This window comes from Flavobacterium sp. F52, assembly GCF_000278705.1.
GTDB classification, from domain to species: domain Bacteria; phylum Bacteroidota; class Bacteroidia; order Flavobacteriales; family Flavobacteriaceae; genus Flavobacterium; species Flavobacterium anhuiense.
In genome coordinates this window covers 58569-78485 of the sequence record NZ_AKZQ01000002.1, presented here as the reverse complement: position 1 = coordinate 78485, position 19917 = coordinate 58569, and the positions used below count along the sequence as shown (strand labels likewise).

Here is a 19917-nt window from a genome sequence, read left to right as displayed (position 1 = left end):
CAAATAATGGGTTTTTAAGTTCAAGTAACGATTGGAAAAACTTGAAACTTTAAACATGAAACAATAATTATGACAAATAACGATATACTTAAAAAACTTCGCGTGGCTTTGATGCTCCGTGATGACCAAATAGTTGAAATTTTAGAATTAGTAGATTTCAGAATTTCTAGATCAGAATTGGGCGCTTTTTTTAGAGCAGAGGATCATCCGAATTACATGGAATGTGGCGATCAGGTTTTACGCAATTTCTTAAACGGATTGGTGATTCATTTAAGAGGAACGAAAGAAAACCCTAAAAATCCAAACGAGGTTTTAGCAAAGCATAAAGCTGAAATTCCGAAAAGAGAAACCTCTAAAGAAAGACCAGAATTTAAAGCTGCTCCAAAAGATTCTGAAAAATACAGAGGCGATAAAAGTCCATCAAAATCAGGTTCTGCTGCTGGAAAGCCTAAGAAGAAATCATTCCCAAAAGGAAATGGAAAACCGGTTGTTGTAGAAAAAGTGGTTTACAAAAACGGGAAGAATAAGAAATAATTTAACCTTAAAGTTTTTATAGCCACGAATTCACGAATTATTTTTGATAATCTTTGAAAATAAAAATTCGTGAATTCGTGGCTATCTTTTTTTAAATTTTATTCTCCTCTATTTTATCAAAAAAAGCATCTTTAAAAGTCGCACCTATCGGCAGTTCTTTTCCATTGATAAATACCGAAAAATTATCTGTCGATTCAACGTGTTTTAAAGAAACAACATATGATTTATAAATCTGTATAAACTCATTTTCCGGTAACGATTCAATTACATTTTTCAAAGACGAATGCGTTATAATCTGTTGTTTTTCTGTATGAATGCAAACATAATTCTGGAGACTTTCTATATATAAAATGTCTCTCAAAAACACTTTCTGAAATTTATTCTTCCCATCTGTTTTAACAAAAAGAAAATCAGGCAGATTGCTCTGATTTGAGATTTCTATTTTAGGTTCTGAATTCACCTTTGAAACCGCTTGATAAAAACGTTCAAACGAAATCGGTTTCAATAAATAATCGACTGCATTCAATTCAAAACCTTCTAAAGCAAAATCTGGATAAGCGGTTGTGAAAATGACTTTTATATTTTTCGAAATGATTCTAGAAAGCTGCAATCCCGTTAACTGCGGCATTTGAATATCCAAGAAAATCACATCAACAGATTGTGTGTTTAAAAATTCCAATGCTTTTAAGGAATCATTAAAAACTCCAACTTTTTCAAGAAAATTTACTTTTCCTATATAGTTTTCCAATATTCTCGTTGCAGGTGGTTCATCGTCTACAATAATGCATTTAAAAGCCATAGATTATTTTTTTAGCGGTATTTTTAAGTACGTTTTAAAGGTATTGTTTTCTTCTGTTTTTTCAAGAATAAATTGATCTTTGTACATATACTCAAGTCTTTTGGTAAGGTTTTCAAAACCAATTCCGGTAGAGGAATAATTTTCTCCGCTTACATTATAATTGAAAGTCAAAATCTCTAAAAAACCGTTTGTTATTTTGATAGAAATAAGAGCTTTTTCCTTTTCATCATTTAATTTCCCGTGTTTAAAAACATTCTCCACAAAATGTACCAAAGCCGAAGAAATGAGTTTTTCGTTTGAATAATTCCCTTCAATTGTAAAATCTAAAAACAGCTGATCTTCAAAACGTTTTTTCTGCAAATGAATATAGTTTTGAATAAACTGAATTTCTTTTGAAAGTATGGCTTCATCTTTATCTGTTTCGGTAATAACGTATCGAAGCAAATCGGAAAGCACCAAAATATCATCAGCCATTTCGTCTTCTTTCAAAACCAACTGACTATAAAAAGAATTCAACGTATTAAACAAAAAATGTGGGCTAACCTGTGCTTTAAGCATTTGAAACTCTGCTTTTTTATTCTCCAAAAGCAATTCCTGGTTTTGATGCTGTGCGGTTTGGAACTGCCAAAACAAAAAAGTTAATGCACTTAAAATTACAGCTGGCAATCCGAAGAAAAAATTGTCTTTTATGTAATAGGTAATTTCCCTTGCTTCTTCATAATAGTTGTGCATTCCTGTGATACTATACAAAACAACTTCTTCCAAAAAATAACGAACAGCAGTAAATAGCAATAACGAAGCTGGAATTGTTAGAATATAAAAGAGTAATTTCTTTTTGTTTAAAAACCAATTACAAAAAAGATAAAAATTAAGAATGTAGATAATAAAGACAGCCAATAAATAAGCTGGAGTAATTCCTAAATAAATAGATTGCAATACAAATTTTACTTCTCTATTATTTAGTCCAATATCCCAGAAAATATAGGTTAGAAGCAACAAAAAAAAGAGAACAATATGATAGTAAAAAGGAATTTTTGATTTCATAGTTTTTGATAATTAACTCAAAAATACGATTATGACTTTAAAAGAAAATGGTATTTATATGAAACCCTTATTTTTGGATGACAAACAGCTAAAAACTTTACACGAACATTTTGAAAGTGAAATCTGGATAGTTGGTCAAATGGAATTTGCGTTTCATCAAAAATGAAAATAAAGCTCTAAATCTGCTGATACATTTGCGATGAATTTAAAAACAAACGTCATGCAAAAAATCATTTTATTACTCGCTATTATCACATTAAATTTAACTTCTGCTCAAATCAAGAAAAAACAGATATTATTGGTTGGGACTTTTCATTACGCCAATCCTGGTCTGGATGTTGCTAAACTGAATAGTTTCAATATCATGTCTGAAAAGAGCCAAAAGGAACTCGAAATAATGAGTGACAAAATCAAAAAATTTGGTCCTGATAAAATATTCGTTGAATGGGAGTTTACCAAACAAGCAGAATTAGATAAGCTTTATAATAAAAACACGGATAGTCTTTTTAAAAACAATAAAAACGAAATAATACAACTGGCAATTCGCACGGCTAAAAAACTGAATCATAAAAAATTATATGGAATGAATCTTTATACTCCTTTTCGATATGATAGTTTAATGATAGCCATGGAAAAAGCAAACCAAAAGGAGTTAATGGAGAAAAACAAAGTTACAACAGGAAATTTTGAAAAAGAACATAATGAAAAAATAGCAAAAAGCTCATTACAAGAAATGATGTTGTATTACAATACAAAACAAACCGAAAATGAAAATCTTCAATGGTATTTGGAAATAGCAAATAGAGCTGGAAATCCAGATGATTTTTCAGGACCTTCTTTAGTTGCAAATTGGTACAAAAGAAACTTGTACATGTATTCTCTAATTCAGAAACTAACCGAAAGCACAGATAACAAAATAATGGTATTAGTTGGTGCAGGTCATGCTTCAATCATTCGAGGCTTTATAGAAAATGATCCAACATTTGAAATTGTGGACTTATCAACTGTTTTGAAATAATATTTTTTTAACCGCAAAGGACGCAAGAATTTTACCAAGTAATATATAGAAACGCAAAGTTCGCAAAGCTATATGGATAAAGCTTTGCGAACTTTGCGTTTATGTATATTCTTATACGTAGAAAATCCTTGCGCCCTTTGCGGTTAAAACAAAAAAAAATCCACTCCTTTTGGAATGGATTTTCTATATAAATTGATTTCTTATTTAATTAAGAAAGAGCAGCTTTTACTTGGTCAGCAGCTTCTTGGAATTGAACTGCAGATAAGATTGGCATACCAGAGTTGTCAATTAATTCTTTTGCAATTTCTGCATTTGTTCCTTGCAAACGAACGATAATTGGCACATTGATAGCATCTCCCATGTTTTTGTAAGCATCAACAACACCTTGAGCAACACGGTCACAACGAACGATACCTCCAAAGATGTTAATTAAGATAGCTTTTACGTTTGGATCTTTCAAGATAATTCTGAAAGCTGTCTCAACACGTTTTGCGTCAGCAGTTCCTCCTACGTCAAGGAAGTTAGCAGGCTCAAAACCAGCATATTTAATTAAGTCCATAGTTGCCATTGCAAGACCAGCTCCGTTTACCATACATCCTACAGTACCGTCAAGGTCAACATAGTTAAGACCAACTTCTTTAGCTTCAACTTCGATTGGATTCTCCTCACGGATATCTCTCATTTCAGCATATTTAGGTTGTCTGTATAAAGCGTTATCATCGATGTTAACTTTAGCGTCAACAGCTAAGATTTTGTTATCAGAAGTTTTAAGAACTGGATTGATTTCAAACATTGAAGCATCAGAACCAATGTAAGCATTGTAAAGTGCATCGATGAATTTCACCATTTCTTTGAAAGCGTTTCCAGAAAGACCTAAATTGAAAGCAATTCTTCTAGCTTGGAAACCTTGTAATCCTACAGAAGGATCAATTTCTTCAGTAAAGATTAAGTGTGGAGTGTGCTCAGCAACTTCTTCGATATCCATTCCACCTTCAGTAGAATACATGATCATGTTGCGTCCTGTACCTCTATTCAATAAAACAGAAACATAAAATTCAGAAGTTTCGCTTTCTCCAGGATAGTAAACATCTTCAGCTACTAATACTTTGTTAACTTTTTTACCTTCAGGCGGAGTCTGAGGAGTAACTAATTGCATTCCGATGATTTGTTCTGCTAACTCTTCAACTTGTTGTAAGTTTTTTGCCAGCTTAACTCCACCACCTTTTCCACGACCACCTGCGTGAATTTGTGCTTTAATTACATGCCATCCTGTTCCAGTTTCGGCAGTTAATTGTTTTGCAGCAGCCACAGCTTCAACTGCATTATTAGCCACGATTCCGCGTTGCACACGTACTCCGTAACTCGCTAAAATTTCTTTTCCTTGATATTCGTGTATGTTCATAATATAGAATTTGTCTGGTTCTGAATTTATTTCAGAATAAAAGTGCGACAAAAGTAACAAAATACAACTGAATAGTAAAATCTTTTTCAATTAAATAAATGTTATATGTAGGTATTGAGCGTTGATAATTTTTCAAAGCAAACAAATCGTTAACGGAACAATTTGTTAATGTTAACACAATTCTCAGAAAACGTTTGATATTTAACAAAAAATTCATTGGTTTTATTGGCCTCCCGACGATTTTTCCTAATATATTTTAAGAGTAATTATATTTTTAGCAATTCGGGATGCCTTCTATAATAATATTAATAATTAAGAACCCTTTTTCTAATATTACAGCAAAAATGAAAGCAAAAGCACTATTTCAATACATTATGTTTAACGAAATCTGTATTTTTGTAAAAAAAATATCAAGAATGAGAGTTAAAGAACAAGGGCTTTATCTGCCTGAATTTGAACACGACAATTGTGGTGCAGGATTTATTTGTAATTTGAATGGTATTAAGTCAAATGATATTATTCACAAAGCATTAGACATCTTAATTAAATTGGAACATCGTGGTGCCGTAAGTTCTGATGGAAGAACTGGTGACGGAGCCGGAATTTTATTCGACATTCCTCATGATTTTTTTAAGAAAGTTTGTGACTTTGAAATCCCAGAAGCGCGTGAGTATGCAGTAGGAATGGTTTTTTTACCAAAAAGCAAAAACCAGGTTTCTTTTTGTATTAATGCATTTGAAGCTACTATCAAAGATCAAAACTTAAAAGTTTTAGGCTGGAGAGATGTACCTGTTGACGTTGAAAATTTAGGTGAAATCGCCGCAGAAAAAGAACCAACAATTAAACAAGTTTTCGTTTCTAAAAACGGACAAGATTTAACTGAACAAGAATTTAATGCAAAACTTTTTGCAGCTAGAAAAATTGCTGAACATGCCGTAAGAGGATCTAAGACCTCAGAAAGCCACATGTTTTATTTTACTAGTTTATCGACAACTACTATAATATATAAAGGTCTATTGATGCCAGAAGACATCAGCCGTTATTATATAGATTTGAAAGATCCAGACTTGGTGACACGTTTAGCGCTTGTACACCAACGTTTCTCTACAAATACATTCCCATCTTGGGATCTAGCTCAACCATTTAGATACATGTGTCACAATGGTGAGATCAATACACTTCGTGGAAACGTAAGCCGTATGCGTGCTCGTGAAGAGCTTATGCAAAGCGCTGTCTTTGGCGATGATATCAAAAAATTATTCCCAATTATCCTAGAAGGAAAATCAGATTCTGCTTCTATGGATATGGTAATTGAACTTTTATTGATGACTGGACGTTCTCTTCCAGAGGCAATGATGATGGTAGTTCCTGAAGCTTGGGAAAAACACCAGACAATGTCTCCTGAGAAAAGAGCTTTCTATGAATACAATGCTTGTATCATGGAACCTTGGGATGGTCCTGCTTCTATTCCGTTTACAGATGGTAACGTAATTGGTGCTTTACTAGACAGAAATGGATTGCGTCCTTCTCGTTATACATTAACAAAAAGCGGCTTCGTAATTATGTCATCTGAAATTGGTGTATTAGACATCGATCCAGAAGATGTAATTCAGCACGGTCGTCTTGAGCCAGGAAAAATGTTCTTGGTTGATATGAACGAAGGGCGTATCATCGAAGACGAAGAAGTAAAGAAGGCGATCGTTACAAAACGTCCATACAAACAATGGGTTGACGAAAACTTATTGCCTTTGGCTAGCGTTCCTTATACCAACAACCCTACTCCTGTTGAAAAATTAGATTTCTTAACAAGACAGCGTTTGTTTGGTTATACTATTGAAGATTTAAAAACAATCATCAATCCAATGGGTAGCGACGGAGCTGAAGCCATCAGTTCTATGGGTAATGATACACCTTTGGCAGTTCTTTCAGATCAGCCTCAGTTGTTGTACAATTACTTCAAACAATTGTTTGCTCAGGTTACAAACCCGCCATTGGATGGTATTCGTGAAGAAATCATTACGGATATCAGTTTAGCGATTGGTGGAGATTTCAATATTTTCGAAATCGAATCTAAACAATGTAAAAAATTAAAAATCCAAAATCCGGTTATTTCTAATGAGGATTTGGATAAAATCAGAAACATTGACCACGCAGATTTCAAATCGGCTACTATTTCTACTTTATACAAAATAGAAAAAGGAGTTAACGGTTTAGAAAGAGCTCTTGAAAAATGCGTTCAGGCGACTTTTAAAGCGGTTAATGAAGGATGCAACATCATCATCTTATCAGATAGAGGTGTAAGCGAAGAATTAGCTCCAATTCCTATGTTATTGGCTTGTTCTTACATTCACCATTCATTAAACATTTTACAAGTTCGTTCTAAATTCGGAATCATCATCGAATCTGCTGAACCACGTGAACCGCATCATTTTGCTTTATTGTTCGGATACGGCGCAAGTGCTATCAATCCTTACATGGTAAACGAAATCATTCACGATCAGGTTGAAAAAGGTTTCATTACAAAAGTAAAAGCAGATTACGCAGTTGTTAATTACAACAAAGCGATTGCAAAAGGAATCGTGAAAATCATGAACAAAATTGGTATCTCTACTTTACATTCGTACAGAGCTGCTCAAATTTTCGAGATTTTAGGTTTAAACAAAACATTTACATCTAAATACTTCCCTTACACGCCATCAAGAATTGAAGGAATTGGTTTAATGGAAGTGGAGAAAGAGGTTAAAAAACGTTTCCAAAAAGCTTTCCCAAATTCAAAAATTGCAAACTTGCTTTCGCTTGAAATTGGAGGTATTTACAGATGGAGACGTGGTGGCGAAAAACACATGTTTAACCCAACCACTATTTCTAAATTACAGCAAGCAGTTCGTTTAAATAGCCCTGAAAGCTATAAAGAATATGCTAATGCTGTAAACGAGCAAAGTTCAAATTTAATGACCATTAGAGGCCTATTTGAATTCAACAATTTAGATCCAATTTCTATTGATGAAGTAGAACCTTGGACAGAAATTGTGAAGAAATTCAAAACCGGAGCAATGTCTTACGGTTCTATCAGCCAGGAAGCGCATGAGAACTTAGCGATTGCAATGAACAGAATTGGAGGAAAAAGTAACTCTGGAGAAGGTGGAGAAGATCCTAGACGTTTCCAGAAAGAAATTAACGGAGATTCTAGAAATAGTGCTATCAAACAAGTTGCTTCGGGGCGTTTTGGTGTTTCGATCAACTATTTGACAAACGCTAAAGAGATTCAAATTAAAATGGCTCAGGGAGCGAAACCTGGTGAAGGTGGACAGTTACCTGGAGAAAAAGTAGTGCCTTGGATTGCTGAAACGAGAAACTCTACGCCTTATGTAGGTTTGATTTCGCCTCCACCTCACCACGATATTTACTCTATTGAGGATTTATCTCAGTTGATTTACGATTTGAAAAATGCAAACCGTGAAGCTCGTATCAACGTGAAATTAGTTTCTGAAGTTGGAGTTGGAACCATCGCTGCCGGTGTTGCCAAAGCAAAAGCTGACGTTATCTTGATTTCAGGTTATGACGGAGGAACGGGAGCTGCACCATTAACATCTTTACAGCACACAGGTATTCCATGGGAACTTGGTTTAGCTGAAGCACAACAAACTTTGATCTTAAACGATTTAAGAAGCCGTGTAGTTTTAGAATGTGACGGACAGCTGAAAACAGGTCGTGACGTGGCGATAGCTGCTTTATTAGGAGCTGAGGAATTCGGTTTTGCAACGGCTCCGCTTGTAGCTTCTGGATGTATCATGATGAGAGCTTGTCACTTAAATACCTGCCCAGTTGGTATTGCAACTCAGGATCCTGAATTGAGAAAAAATTTCAAAGGAACTCCAGAGCACGTAATCAACTTCATGTATTTTATTGCTGAGGAGTTAAGAGAAATCATGGCACAATTAGGTTTCAGAACTTTAAAAGAAATGGTAGGTCAGTCTCAAAAATTAAACGTAGACAAAGCTATCAAGCATTATAAAGCAAATGGTTTAGATTTATCGACTATTCTATACAAACCAGAAAAAGCAAAAACAGTTCCAAATCACAACACAACAACTCAAGACCACGCTCTTGAAAACGTATTGGATTTTGACATCATCAAGGAAGCTATTCCATCTATCTATAGAAAGGAGAAAACGAGAGTTACATTCAAAATTAAAAATACAGACCGTTCTGTAGGTGCGATTTTGAGTAACGAAATCTCGAAAATTTATGGCGCACAAGGATTACCAGATGACACTATTTTAGTTGATTTTGAAGGTTCTGCGGGACAAAGTTTTGGTGCATTTGCCACAAACGGATTGTCATTTAAAATTCACGGAAACTGTAATGACTATTTAGGAAAAGGTCTTTCTGGAGGAAAACTAATTGTAAAAGTACCTCCTACTGCGACTTTCAATCCTGAAGACAACATCATTATCGGGAACGTTGCCCTTTACGGAGCTATTACGGGAGAGGCTTATATTAATGGTATCGCAGGAGAACGTTTCTGTGTGAGAAATTCTGGAGCAACAGCAGTTGTAGAAGGAATTGGAGATCACGGATGCGAGTACATGACTGGTGGTACAGTAGTAGTTTTAGGAAAAACAGGAAGAAACTTCGCAGCTGGTATGAGCGGTGGTGTGGCTTATGTTTACGATCCAAATAAGAAATTCGATTCTACAGTTTGCAACATGGAAATGGTTGCATTCGATCCAATGGAAGAAGAAGATCTTACGAAACTAAGAAAACTGATCAAAAACCATTCGTTGTACACTAGCAGTCCATTAGCAAAAAGAATTTTAGCAGACTGGGAAAACCAACAACAGCACTTCGTAAAAGTAATGCCAACTGATTACAAAAAAGCATTAAAACGAATTGCAGAAGAAAAACAAATAGAAGAATTAATAGCGGGATAAATGATTTTAGAATTCAGATTTTAGATTTTAGATTGAAGTTAACCTCAAAGCTTTGCGAACTTAAAACACTCCAAAAAGCAAAACAAAGAACCTTGCGTACTTTGCGGTTAAAAAAAATGGAATTTGGAATTTAAGAATTGGAATTTAATCATTTAGATTTAATAAAAAAGTCATGGGTAAAATAGGCGGATTTAAAGAATATAACAGAGCCGACGAAAGTAATTTAGCAGTTGCAGAACGCGTTTCGAACTACAACGAATTTACTATTCCGGTACCAAAAGATAAATTAAGAGAACAAGGATCAAGATGTATGGACTGTGGTATTCCTTTTTGCCACAGTGGTTGTCCGTTAGGAAATTTAATTCCTGACTTCAACGACATGGTACATCAGGAAGAATGGCAGAGCGCGTTGGAGATTTTACAATCTACCAACAACTTCCCTGAATTTACAGGACGCTTATGCCCTGCTCCATGTGAGAAATCATGTGTATTAGGAATCATCAAAGATCCGGTTTCTATCGAAAACATCGAAAAAAGCATTGTTGAAAGAGGCTTCGCTGAAGGATGGATTAAACCTCAGCCACCAAAATCAAGAACTGGAAAAACAGTGGCCGTTATTGGTTCAGGACCTGCAGGTCTTGCAGCAGCTCAGCAATTAAACAGAGCAGGTCACACTGTTACTGTTTTTGAAAGAGACAATGCAATTGGAGGTTTATTACGTTACGGAATTCCAAATTTCAAATTAGAAAAAGGAATCATCGACCGTCGTGTAGCTATTCTAGAAGCAGAGGGAATCACTTTCAAAACAAATGTAAATGTTGGAGTTAATTTCAGCGTAGAAGAATTAAACGCATTCGATTCTATCGTTTTATGCGGAGGAGCAACTGAAAGAAGAAGCTTGCCAACTAAAGGAATCGAAAGCAAAGGCGTTGTTCAGGCAATGGATTTCTTAACACAGCAGACTAAAGTTTTATACGGAGAATCAATTCCAGACCAAGTTAAAGCTACTGGAAAAGATGTAATCGTTATTGGTGGTGGAGATACTGGTTCTGACTGTATCGGAACTTCTAACAGACATGGAGCTAAATCGGTAACTAACTTTGAGATTTTGCCAAAACCTCCAGTTGGAAGAAGCGAGTCAACTCCATGGCCTTTCTGGCCGTTGCAGTTAAAAACATCTTCTTCTCACGAAGAAGGTTGCGACAGAAACTGGTTGATCAACACTAAAGAATTCATTTCTAACGAAAAAGGTGAATTAACTGGATTAAAAACAGTTGAAGTGCAATGGAAAATGACTCCAGGTCAGCGTCCAGAATTAATCGAAAAAGAAGGTTCTGAAAAAATCTGGCCTTGCGATTTAGCTTTATTGGCTCTTGGGTTTACGGGTCCAGAGAAAACGTTAAGCGAGCAGTTAGGAATCGAAATTGACGCGAGAAACAACTATAAAGCACATAACTATCAGACAAACGTTCCTCACATTTTCACTGCTGGTGATATGAGAAGAGGACAATCATTAATCGTGTGGGCTATTTCAGAAGGTCGCGAAGCAGCAAGAGAGGTAGATTTGTTCCTTATGGGATCTACAAACTTGCCTACTAAAGGAAAAGGAGATCTTCCTAGCCTGTAAAAAACCGAATAAAAATACAACACATACTATCACAAACCCTTGATTTTATATTCAGGGGTTTTGTTTTTTTACCACTCCCGATAGTTATAGGGATAAAATGATTAGCACAGATTATTTTTGTCTGCCAAGAATTGCACAAATTTTCACGAATTTTTATTTTCTGGTCGATTTCTATTTCAAACATAGCTCGTGGTTTCAACCACCGGGACGCAATATATGATTACGTCCAATCCGTACTCTTCCCATGGTTGAAACCACGGTCTATATTTTAGCATTTTGCGAAATTCTAAAATTAAAAATTTGCGAAAATTGTGTAATTTGCGGTTAAAACATTTCAATAGTATTTATAAATTAGAGAAATTCGTGAATTCGTGGCAAAAGAACTTAGTCCCGATTAGCTATCAGGATAGTATCTTAACAAAGGTTATAAAATTCCAAAAACAGCAACTTTTTGTTTGAAATAAAACAATTTGTTATATTTTGTTATTTTTCTGCAAATTATTTGCTGGTAATCAAAAGTGTAATAACTTTGCCCAAAATGATTTAAAAATGCAAGCAAAAGATTTACTGCAGTTAGCAGACCAATTTGGAAGTCCATTGTATGTTTACGATGCTGAAAAAATCCAATCTCAGTACAACCGATTAACTAAAGCTTTCTCTAAGGTGGAGAACTTAAGAGTTAATTATGCCATGAAGGCATTGTCTAACATTGCGATTCTACAGTTATTAAAGAACATGGGGTCTGGCTTAGACACTGTATCGATTCAGGAAGTTCAGTTAGGGCTTCACGCTGGCTATGAACCCGAAAGAATTTTCTTTACACCAAACGGCGTTTCTCTGGAAGAGATTGAAGAAGTTGCCGCAATGGGCGTACAAATCAATATCGACAATTTATCTATTTTAGAGCAATTCGGAACAAAACACCCACATATTCCGGTATGTATTCGCATCAATCCACACGTAATGGCGGGCGGAAACGCTAACATTTCTGTTGGACATATCGATAGTAAATTCGGAATTTCTGTGCATCAGATTCCGCATATTTTGCGAATTGTAGAGAACACAAAAATGAGCATTATTGGAATTCACATGCACACAGGATCAGATATTTTAGATATCGAAGTATTCTTGTATGCTGCTGAAATCTTGTTTGATACCGCTAAACATTTCAAAGATTTACAATTCTTAGATTTCGGAAGCGGATTCAAAGTTCCTTACAAAAAAGACGATATCGAAACAGACATCGAAGAATTAGGTAAAAAATTATCTAAAAGATTCAATGCTTTCTGTGCAGAATACGGAAGAGATTTAACATTGATTTTCGAACCAGGAAAATTCTTGGTGAGTGAAGCTGGTCATTTCTTAGTAAAAGTAAACGTAGTAAAACAGACAACTTCTACAGTTTTCGCAGGGATTGATAGTGGTTTCAACCACTTAATCCGTCCGATGTTTTACGGATCTTCACACCATATCGAAAACATTTCCAATCCAAAAGGAAAAGAGCGTTTTTACTCTGTTGTAGGATACATTTGCGAAACGGATACTTTTGCAAACAACCGCAGAATTGCAGAAATCACTGAAGGTGACATTTTAGAATTCAGAAACGCTGGAGCATACTGTTTCTCAATGTCATCTAACTACAACTCAAGATACAAACCAGCAGAAGTGCTTTGGATGAACGGACAAGGAATCTTAATTCGCCAAGCAGAAACATTTGAAGATTTACTTAAAAATCAAATTCCGTTGCCACAAGAAATTGCTGCTACGGTTTAACAATAGAAAAAAAGAGAATATCATTTTAATCCCGTTTCTTAATTGAGGCGGGATTTTTTTATTTTAGATTTCTGACTTTAGATTTTAGATTGCTGTACTTTGTCAGGCTGAGCGAAGTCGAAGCACGCAAAGTAACTAACCGTCCAGTTTTGTCATTTCGACGGAGGAGAAATCTTCACAAGAAACTCCGCAAAGTATTTCGCTCAAACCATACACAAAGTAGCCACTAAGTTTGTCATTTCGACGAAGGAGAAATCTTCGCAAGTAGCTCTACAAAGATTAGAAACAAAATTATAAAAAAGAAAGAAAAATCTTAAATAATTATCTATCTTTAGCATTAAAAAAATGCTACATCAAGAAGGCTATCACACATACTACATATACATCCTAACAAACAAATACAAAACCGTTTTCTACACAGGAGTCACAAATAATTTAAGAATCCGCTTAAGTCAGCACAAAGCAAACAATACAACAGAAAACAAAACCTTTACTGTAAAATACAATGCTACTTATTTGTTGTACTACGAAAAATTCACATGGGTTCAAGAAGCAATCGCTCGTGAAAAAGAAATAAAAGACTGGCGCAGAGAAAAGAAAATCGAATTGATAAAAATTATTAATCCTGATTTGGATTTTCTTAATTATTTATTTGAATAACATTTCCAATCTTTGTAGAGCTACTTACGAAGATTTCTCCTTCGTCGAAATGACAAGATTGTGGATAAACTTTACTTAATCAAAACTAAAAAAGTATTTAATACCTAAACAAATGGACTTTGAAGTACTTAACATACGTAAAATAGACTCTTCAACAGGAAATTTCAAATTACATGAAGACTACATTCTTTCTTATGATCATTTTGATGGTTGGTCAGAAAGATTATTGAGTTTAGGGATTTATATAGATATCATTTTTGAATGTAAAGTTAGATTACATTTTCTTGATAAAAATATGGCACAAATTGAGAAACAATTTGAATGTGAAATACCATCAGAAATTAAAACCTTAATTTTAGGATTCATAAATCTCGACCAAGTAGTATTAAAACATTACTATGCAGATATGTTTTTAGAAGATGAAACTAGACAAAATTATGTTATTAATCATTCTGGAAAATCACATAACATTACCATAGGGACTTTACTCAAAAAACCGCAGCCAGAAAATATACCCGAAGAATTGTTTTTTAATCTAATAGATCTTTTCAAAAAATGGCGAGAAGATATTTATCAAGAATGTTTAAAAGAATTAGCTCTATCCAATCAAATTACCATTCACGAAAAGCGTAAGCGAAGAAAATAAAAGCTTTTAAAATCATTAAATATTACCTCAGAAATATCATATATTTAATCTTCAATAAAATCAAAAAAAATAAATACCTTTGAAATTATGAGCACAACATCAAAACCAAAACATATCGGCAGAAACATAAGCCGAATCAGAGAGCTTAAAGGTATGAAGCAGGAAGCACTTGCGATTGCAATTGGTTTAAGCCAGCAAACTGTTTCTAACATTGAAGCAAGTGAAACTGTTGATGAAGATAAACTTGTTGAAATTGCAAAAGCTTTAGGCGTAACTAAAGAAGTGATTGAAAATTTTTCTGAAGAATCAGTTTTTAATTTCTTTAATAACTTTTATGACAATAGTGCAAATAACGGAGCACAAGGAAGTGGAAACACTAACAATTCTTGCACTTTCAATCCACTTGATAAAGTTGTAGAACTTTACGAACGTTTGGTTCAAGCTGAAAAAGACAAAGTTGAATATTTAGAAAAATTATTAAAAGGAAAATAGTCCTTCAACAATATAAATTTACGAAAGCACAAATATCATTTGATTTTGTGCTTTTTTTATAAACCAAATTAAAAATAAAAAAACTACCACAATAAGCGCGTAAGCTTTTGAACAGAAAAAACTATGAGAACATTTTGCTTGATATTGATATTTCTAGGATTAGCAATAACCGGAATTGAAGTTATAAATGATTTTGAAAAAACCAAGACGTTTTACGCCTCTCTAAATCCTCATAAATATTATTATAAAGATGTTTTGCATATAAATAAGGAAATTCCACCATCGTCTATTGGCAGTAACAAAACTTCCTGGATATTTTATGGTTTTTGCGAATCAGATAAATTACAAACAGGAATTTCTATATCAAAAAGCATTGTAGAAGAAAGAGCCTTTTTTGGTCAAAATAAAATTCCTATCTGGAGAATCAAAATTGCTAAAAACGTAATTCTGTACAGAAGACAAAACGATATACTTAATAATGCTTTCTCCTACGAAATGAGAGATTATTGGATTAGCACTTTATTCATATTTATGCTTACGCCTGCTTTGATTTGCTATATTATAATAAAGCATAAAACAAATAAAAACACATCAAAAGTATAGTCTTCCAAAACACCCTTTTCTATCGTAAAATCAAATTAAAATACTATTTTAGCTTTACCAAATCAATCCCCAAATCAATGAAAATTACAATTACCCTATCAACTCTACTTCTACTATTCACAACCAATTCATTCAGCCAAACCCTAGCCGATTTAAAACTAAAACCGAAAGAAATTCCGAAAGGCGGTTATATGGTAAGCGACGGGAATGTTTGCATTACGCCACAAGCATGTAGTTTTTATAATGATATTGAAACCTATAGCAATATTGTTGGAACTGTAAAAAGTAAAGCCATTCAGAGTTTTAAAAGCAAAGCAGATCGCGGTTCTATTATGTATTTTGAATTTGATCATGTTTTTAAGGGCGATCGATTTCTGCAAGGTTTACTTTGGGGAAAAGCAGGCGAACCAACAGATGAGCATCCGGAAGAATATGTTGTAAAAGGAAAATTTCTAATCATTTGGAGTTTGAAGGCCGATAGCCCGCTAAAGGAAAAATCGGAAACCAAAATAGAAACGCTTTTGCCGTAAAAACCTAATCAGAGCTTCATTTTAAATGCTTAATTTTGCTCGATAAAAAATCAATACAAAATGAAACCGCAAGTACGAATCCTCATTTATTCAATTCTTTTCTTTTTATATCTTACTTCTACACAGCTCTTGCTTGAATTAAACGAAAAGTTTAAAGGAGATGCATTTGTCACTTTAGGAGCTGGTTTTGGTATTTTGAATCTTATTTATGCTTTTACAGCCTTAAAATGGAAACCTTTGCTTAACGTACTTTGCGCTGTCGGAATTGCAGCTTTGGCTATGTTTCTAGCTTTACAGTTTACCAACTTGCATCTGCTTGTCAATTACGATCCTTATCAGGTTAAAACTGCCATTTTTGCCAATGCAGTTTTTTCAATTATTTTTTGGGAGATTGTGTATCAGGTGAAGATTAGAAAATCTAAATAAATACATTTTCAATTGCCTCCAGCTTTAGATGGAGATAAATAAAAAGTCATAAAAGGGCTTTAGCCAAATCGTTTTTTTGGCTAAAGCCTTTTTTATATCAATATTCTACTTCCAGCTAAAGCTGGAGGCAATTCATACAATAATTTAAAAGGATAATATTCAACAATTCATAAAGCTATATATTTTCGTACGTAATTTTTTATATTAGCATTTTAAAATTTATCTAAGCCTAATATGAAAATTAGAACTCTACTCCTTTTATCATTGTTAACTATTTCTTGTAAAAAAGAAACTAAAACTGAATCAGAAACTTCTAAAATTGCTTCAAAAGATTCTTTGGAAGTGAATGAAAAGAAAGAGCCAGAAACAAAAAAAGCAGATACAATTGTTTTATCTATAAAACATAAAACCAACAAAGTTTTATGTGATCTTGACGGAGATAATCTAGACGAAACAGTAGAAATTTTTAGAAGCACAAACAACCAAAAAAGCGGTTTTAAAATCACTTACGGAAACGGAAAAAGAACTGATTATTTAGGTTTTGGAAATGATATTTTAAGACAAGGTTTTGACGAAATTGATTGGGCAGGAATATTTGAAAAAGCGCCTAAAAATGAGGTTTACTTTAACAATGTAAATGAAGATGGCGATATTATTGGCGAAGAACAAGTTGCAGAAGAGGACAAAATAAAACTGCCAAATGACGGAATCTTTATTCATGCCGAAGAAAGCTGCGGAGGCGGTATTATTTATCTAAAAAACGGAAAATACGAGTGGATTCAGCAGGAATAAATTCTTAATAGTAACTCCTAAATTTATGGAACATGAAAAGTACAACAGAAATTGCCAATCGTTTCAGAGAAGTTATTTTAAACGGAACTTGGATTGCAAACACCAATTTTAAAGATCAGCTAGAAAATCTGGATTGGAAAATTGCTGTTAGTCCGATTCAGGATTTAAATACGATTGCAGCTCTGGCTCAGCATATTCATTATTATATTAACGGAATCAATCAGGTTTTTAAAGGCGGAACGCTTGATATCAAAGATCAATTTAGTTTTGACTTTCCTCCTATTCGTTCGCAAGAACAATGGAACAATTTTCTAACTAAATTTTGGAATGATGCTGAAACATTTGCCTCTTTTGTAGAACAAATGCCTGACGAAAACCTAGATGCTGTTTTTGTAGATGCAAAATACGGAACTTACAAAAGAAACATCGAAGCTATGATTGAACATAGTTACTATCATTTAGGACAAATTGTGCTGATCAAAAAACAACTCACTTAAATTACATACACGCTTTTTATGAAAAAAATTACAATTTTATTATTGTTTATTGTTTTGTTTTGGAATTGTAAACCAGAGAAAAAAGATGACGTAAAAACTGCCGTTTCAAATGGAAAACCTTCAACTGAAGAACCTTTTGTCTTAACGGTTGAAAAAATCGATTCAACTCAATTTCCTGCTTCGATAAAATATGAAGGTTTTATAAAAAATGCTGTTCGATGGAAAGATAAATTGGGCGATAATATTGTAATTACTACTGAAACCGGTTATCACATCAATAAAAAATTTACGCACGAAACAGAAGGTTCTGATGCTGAATTATTTGGATATCATTTTATAGTTTCAGGCAATGAAGTAAAGCAAACCTGGAAAGTTTACGATTACATTTCAGATTGTCCAGTTGACATTGTAGCTTCCTTTGTAAAAAACACTTTTCAAGTTACAGATTTAGACAAAAATGGAATTGCCGAAACTTGGCTCATGTATAAAACAGTTTGTCATGGCGATGTTAGTCCTTCTGACATGAAGATTATTATGTATGAAGGGAATACAAAATATGCCATGCGTGGCGAAAATAAAGTCGCAGTTGGCATTGACGATAACGGCAAAAAACAATTTGAAGGAGGCGAATATAAACTGGATGAAAACTTTAAGAAAGGAGCGAAAGTTTTTAGAGAATTCGCTGAAAAATTATGGAACGATAATGTAATTGAAAACTGGGAAGACTAATTTTTTCCTTCTTATAAAATAGCTTATTCTGCTCCTCAAATAAATTAGAAAAAGGCATAGTTGTTGAAAGTTAAAAAAGATATATTTACACCTTCAAAAAACAAACTATGCAAAAAATTACTTTTCTCATTTCTATATTGTTTTTAGCTCTTTCTTCTTGTGGGGTAAAGACAACACAATCAATGCTTAGCGATGGAAATTATGATGGCGCAATTGATCGCGCTGTTGAAGCACTTCGCACCAAAAAAGATTCTAAAGGAAAACAAGATTATGTTTATTTATTGGAAGAAGCTTTTGCAAAAGCCAAAGATCGTGACCTTCGAAATTTGGAAATGCTGAACAAAGAAAACAATCCTGCCAATACAGAACGCATTTATAATACTTATTTACAGCTAAATAATCGTCAGGAAAAAATTCGTCCATTATTGCCTCTGCCTTTATTGAAGCAGGGAAAAAACGCTTATTTCCCATTTGATAATTATTCGAATGAAATTGTAAACAGTAAAAATGCACTTTCGAAATATTTATATGAAAACGCTTCAATGCTCTTGAAATCAAATAACAAATTAGATTTTAGAAAAGCTTATGATGATTTTGCGTATTTGGAAAGCATTAATCCAAATTACAAAAACACCAAAAAACTGATGGATGATGCGCAGTTTAAAGGAACTGATTTTGTTGATGTTTATGCTAAAAACGAAACCAATATGGTCATTCCGAAAATGCTTCAGGATGATTTGTTGGATTTTAAAACTTACGGATTAAACGATAAATGGACCGTTTATCATAGTGCTAGACAAAAAAATGTGAATTATGACTATAGTTTAATTTTGAGTTTTAGACAAATTGCAATTTCGCCAGAACAAATTAAAGAGAAAGAATTTGTGAAGGAAAGACAAGTTAAAGATGGCGTAAAAACACTTTTGGATAGTCGCGGAAGACCTGTAAAAGACAGTTTAGGCAAAGAAATAAAAGTAGATAATTATAAAACGCTTCGTGCCACGGTTTACGAATTTAGACAGTTTAAGTCTTGTCTCGTAACAGCAAAAGTGGATTATGTAGATTTAAAAAGTAATCAGCTGGTGCAGACTTTCCCGATAAGCAGCGAATATGTTTTTGAAAATATTTATTCTACTTACAAAGGAAATAGAAATGCCTGCGATGATAATTATCTGGCGTATTTTGACAAACGTGCCGTTGCATTTCCGAACAACGAACAAATGGTTTATGATACTGGCGAAGACTTGAAAGCCAAACTAAAAGATATCATTGTAAAAAATAAGTTCAGGAAATAATTATAAAACTCCCACATAAAGAAAAGACGCATTTTTGATGCGTCTTTTTTTGTTTAGAATATTCTAATTAAAAAAAATCGCGTTTTTTTATTGTGCAACCAAAAAGTTGCGTATAT

Annotated in this window: 19 protein-coding genes; 16 read left to right on the top strand and 3 right to left on the bottom strand. The window is 33.8% G+C overall.

Annotated elements, in window-relative coordinates; all coding sequences use genetic code 11:
• Nucleotides 1-69 precede the first annotated feature (69 nt).
• Nucleotides 70-534, top strand: a complete 465-nt coding sequence (locus FF52_RS00740) for a DUF1456 family protein (RefSeq protein WP_008462132.1) — start codon at nt 70-72, stop codon at nt 532-534.
• Nucleotides 535-625: 91 nt separating this feature from the next.
• Here the strand turns inward: FF52_RS00740 and FF52_RS00735 are convergent, their stop codons facing one another.
• A complete protein-coding gene (locus FF52_RS00735) occupies nt 626-1333 on the bottom strand; it encodes a LytR/AlgR family response regulator transcription factor (RefSeq protein ID WP_008462130.1) in 708 nt (235 codons plus the stop codon).
• A 3-nt stretch (nt 1334-1336) separates the two neighbouring features.
• Nucleotides 1337-2377, bottom strand: coding sequence for a sensor histidine kinase (locus FF52_RS00730; protein ID WP_008462128.1), 1041 nt, complete (start codon nt 2375-2377; stop codon nt 1337-1339).
• Nucleotides 2378-2408: 31 nt separating this feature from the next.
• Here FF52_RS00730 and FF52_RS23960 point away from each other — a divergent pair, with 31 nt between their 5' ends.
• Together FF52_RS23960 and FF52_RS00725 are read left to right on the top strand one after the other, a co-directional pair.
• On the top strand, nt 2409-2543 hold the full coding sequence (locus FF52_RS23960; RefSeq protein ID WP_262486370.1) for a hypothetical protein: 135 nt from the start codon (nt 2409-2411) through the stop codon (nt 2541-2543).
• A 54-nt stretch (nt 2544-2597) separates the two neighbouring features.
• The gene (locus tag FF52_RS00725) at nt 2598-3395 is read left to right on the top strand and encodes a DUF5694 domain-containing protein (RefSeq protein ID WP_008462125.1); all 798 of its coding nucleotides are present in this window, start codon (nt 2598-2600) and stop codon (nt 3393-3395) included.
• A gap of 208 nt (nt 3396-3603) precedes the next feature.
• Here FF52_RS00725 and sucC read toward each other — a convergent pair whose 3' ends face one another.
• Nucleotides 3604-4797 (bottom strand): ADP-forming succinate--CoA ligase subunit beta, encoded by a 1194-nt coding sequence (gene sucC / locus FF52_RS00720; RefSeq protein ID WP_008462123.1) that lies wholly within the window; start codon nt 4795-4797, stop codon nt 3604-3606.
• A gap of 416 nt (nt 4798-5213) precedes the next feature.
• Between sucC and gltB the strand changes: the two genes are divergently transcribed.
• The 13 genes from gltB to FF52_RS00655 all read left to right on the top strand — a co-directional run bounded on the left by gltB (nt 5214) and on the right by FF52_RS00655 (nt 19801).
• Nucleotides 5214-9731, top strand: a complete 4518-nt coding sequence (gene gltB, locus FF52_RS00715; protein ID WP_008462119.1) for a glutamate synthase large subunit — start codon at nt 5214-5216, stop codon at nt 9729-9731.
• A gap of 172 nt (nt 9732-9903) precedes the next feature.
• Nucleotides 9904-11358 carry a glutamate synthase subunit beta gene (locus FF52_RS00710; RefSeq protein ID WP_008462117.1) on the top strand — a complete coding sequence of 485 codons (1455 nt, stop codon included), beginning with the start codon at nt 9904-9906 and terminating at the stop codon, nt 11356-11358.
• Between the two features lie 480 nt (nt 11359-11838).
• A complete protein-coding gene (gene lysA / locus FF52_RS00705) occupies nt 11839-13131 on the top strand; it encodes a diaminopimelate decarboxylase (RefSeq protein ID WP_255459917.1) in 1293 nt (430 codons plus the stop codon).
• A gap of 345 nt (nt 13132-13476) precedes the next feature.
• Nucleotides 13477-13791: a GIY-YIG nuclease family protein gene (locus FF52_RS00700; protein ID WP_008462115.1), complete on the top strand. Its 315-nt coding sequence runs from the start codon at nt 13477-13479 to the stop codon at nt 13789-13791.
• A gap of 112 nt (nt 13792-13903) precedes the next feature.
• Entirely contained in the window at nt 13904-14437 is a 534-nt protein-coding gene (locus tag FF52_RS00695) for a hypothetical protein (RefSeq protein WP_008462114.1), read from the top strand.
• 87 nt (nt 14438-14524) lie between these two features.
• On the top strand, nt 14525-14929 hold the full coding sequence (locus FF52_RS00690) for a helix-turn-helix domain-containing protein (RefSeq protein ID WP_008462113.1): 405 nt from the start codon (nt 14525-14527) through the stop codon (nt 14927-14929).
• Nucleotides 14930-15052: 123 nt separating this feature from the next.
• The gene (locus tag FF52_RS00685) at nt 15053-15532 is read left to right on the top strand and encodes a hypothetical protein (RefSeq protein ID WP_008462112.1); all 480 of its coding nucleotides are present in this window, start codon (nt 15053-15055) and stop codon (nt 15530-15532) included.
• Nucleotides 15533-15609: 77 nt separating this feature from the next.
• Entirely contained in the window at nt 15610-16062 is a 453-nt protein-coding gene (locus tag FF52_RS00680; protein WP_008462111.1) for a hypothetical protein, read from the top strand.
• Nucleotides 16063-16122: 60 nt separating this feature from the next.
• The gene (locus tag FF52_RS00675) at nt 16123-16488 is read left to right on the top strand and encodes a hypothetical protein (RefSeq protein WP_008462110.1); all 366 of its coding nucleotides are present in this window, start codon (nt 16123-16125) and stop codon (nt 16486-16488) included.
• Nucleotides 16489-16722: 234 nt separating this feature from the next.
• Nucleotides 16723-17280 carry a hypothetical protein gene (locus FF52_RS00670; protein ID WP_008462108.1) on the top strand — a complete coding sequence of 186 codons (558 nt, stop codon included), beginning with the start codon at nt 16723-16725 and terminating at the stop codon, nt 17278-17280.
• A 32-nt stretch (nt 17281-17312) separates the two neighbouring features.
• Nucleotides 17313-17777 (top strand): DUF1572 family protein, encoded by a 465-nt coding sequence (locus FF52_RS00665; protein WP_008462107.1) that lies wholly within the window; start codon nt 17313-17315, stop codon nt 17775-17777.
• 18 nt (nt 17778-17795) lie between these two features.
• The gene (locus FF52_RS00660; RefSeq protein ID WP_008462104.1) at nt 17796-18506 is read left to right on the top strand and encodes a M949_RS01915 family surface polysaccharide biosynthesis protein; all 711 of its coding nucleotides are present in this window, start codon (nt 17796-17798) and stop codon (nt 18504-18506) included.
• 107 nt (nt 18507-18613) lie between these two features.
• The gene (locus FF52_RS00655) at nt 18614-19801 is read left to right on the top strand and encodes a hypothetical protein (RefSeq protein WP_008462103.1); all 1188 of its coding nucleotides are present in this window, start codon (nt 18614-18616) and stop codon (nt 19799-19801) included.
• Nucleotides 19802-19917 lie beyond the last annotated feature (116 nt).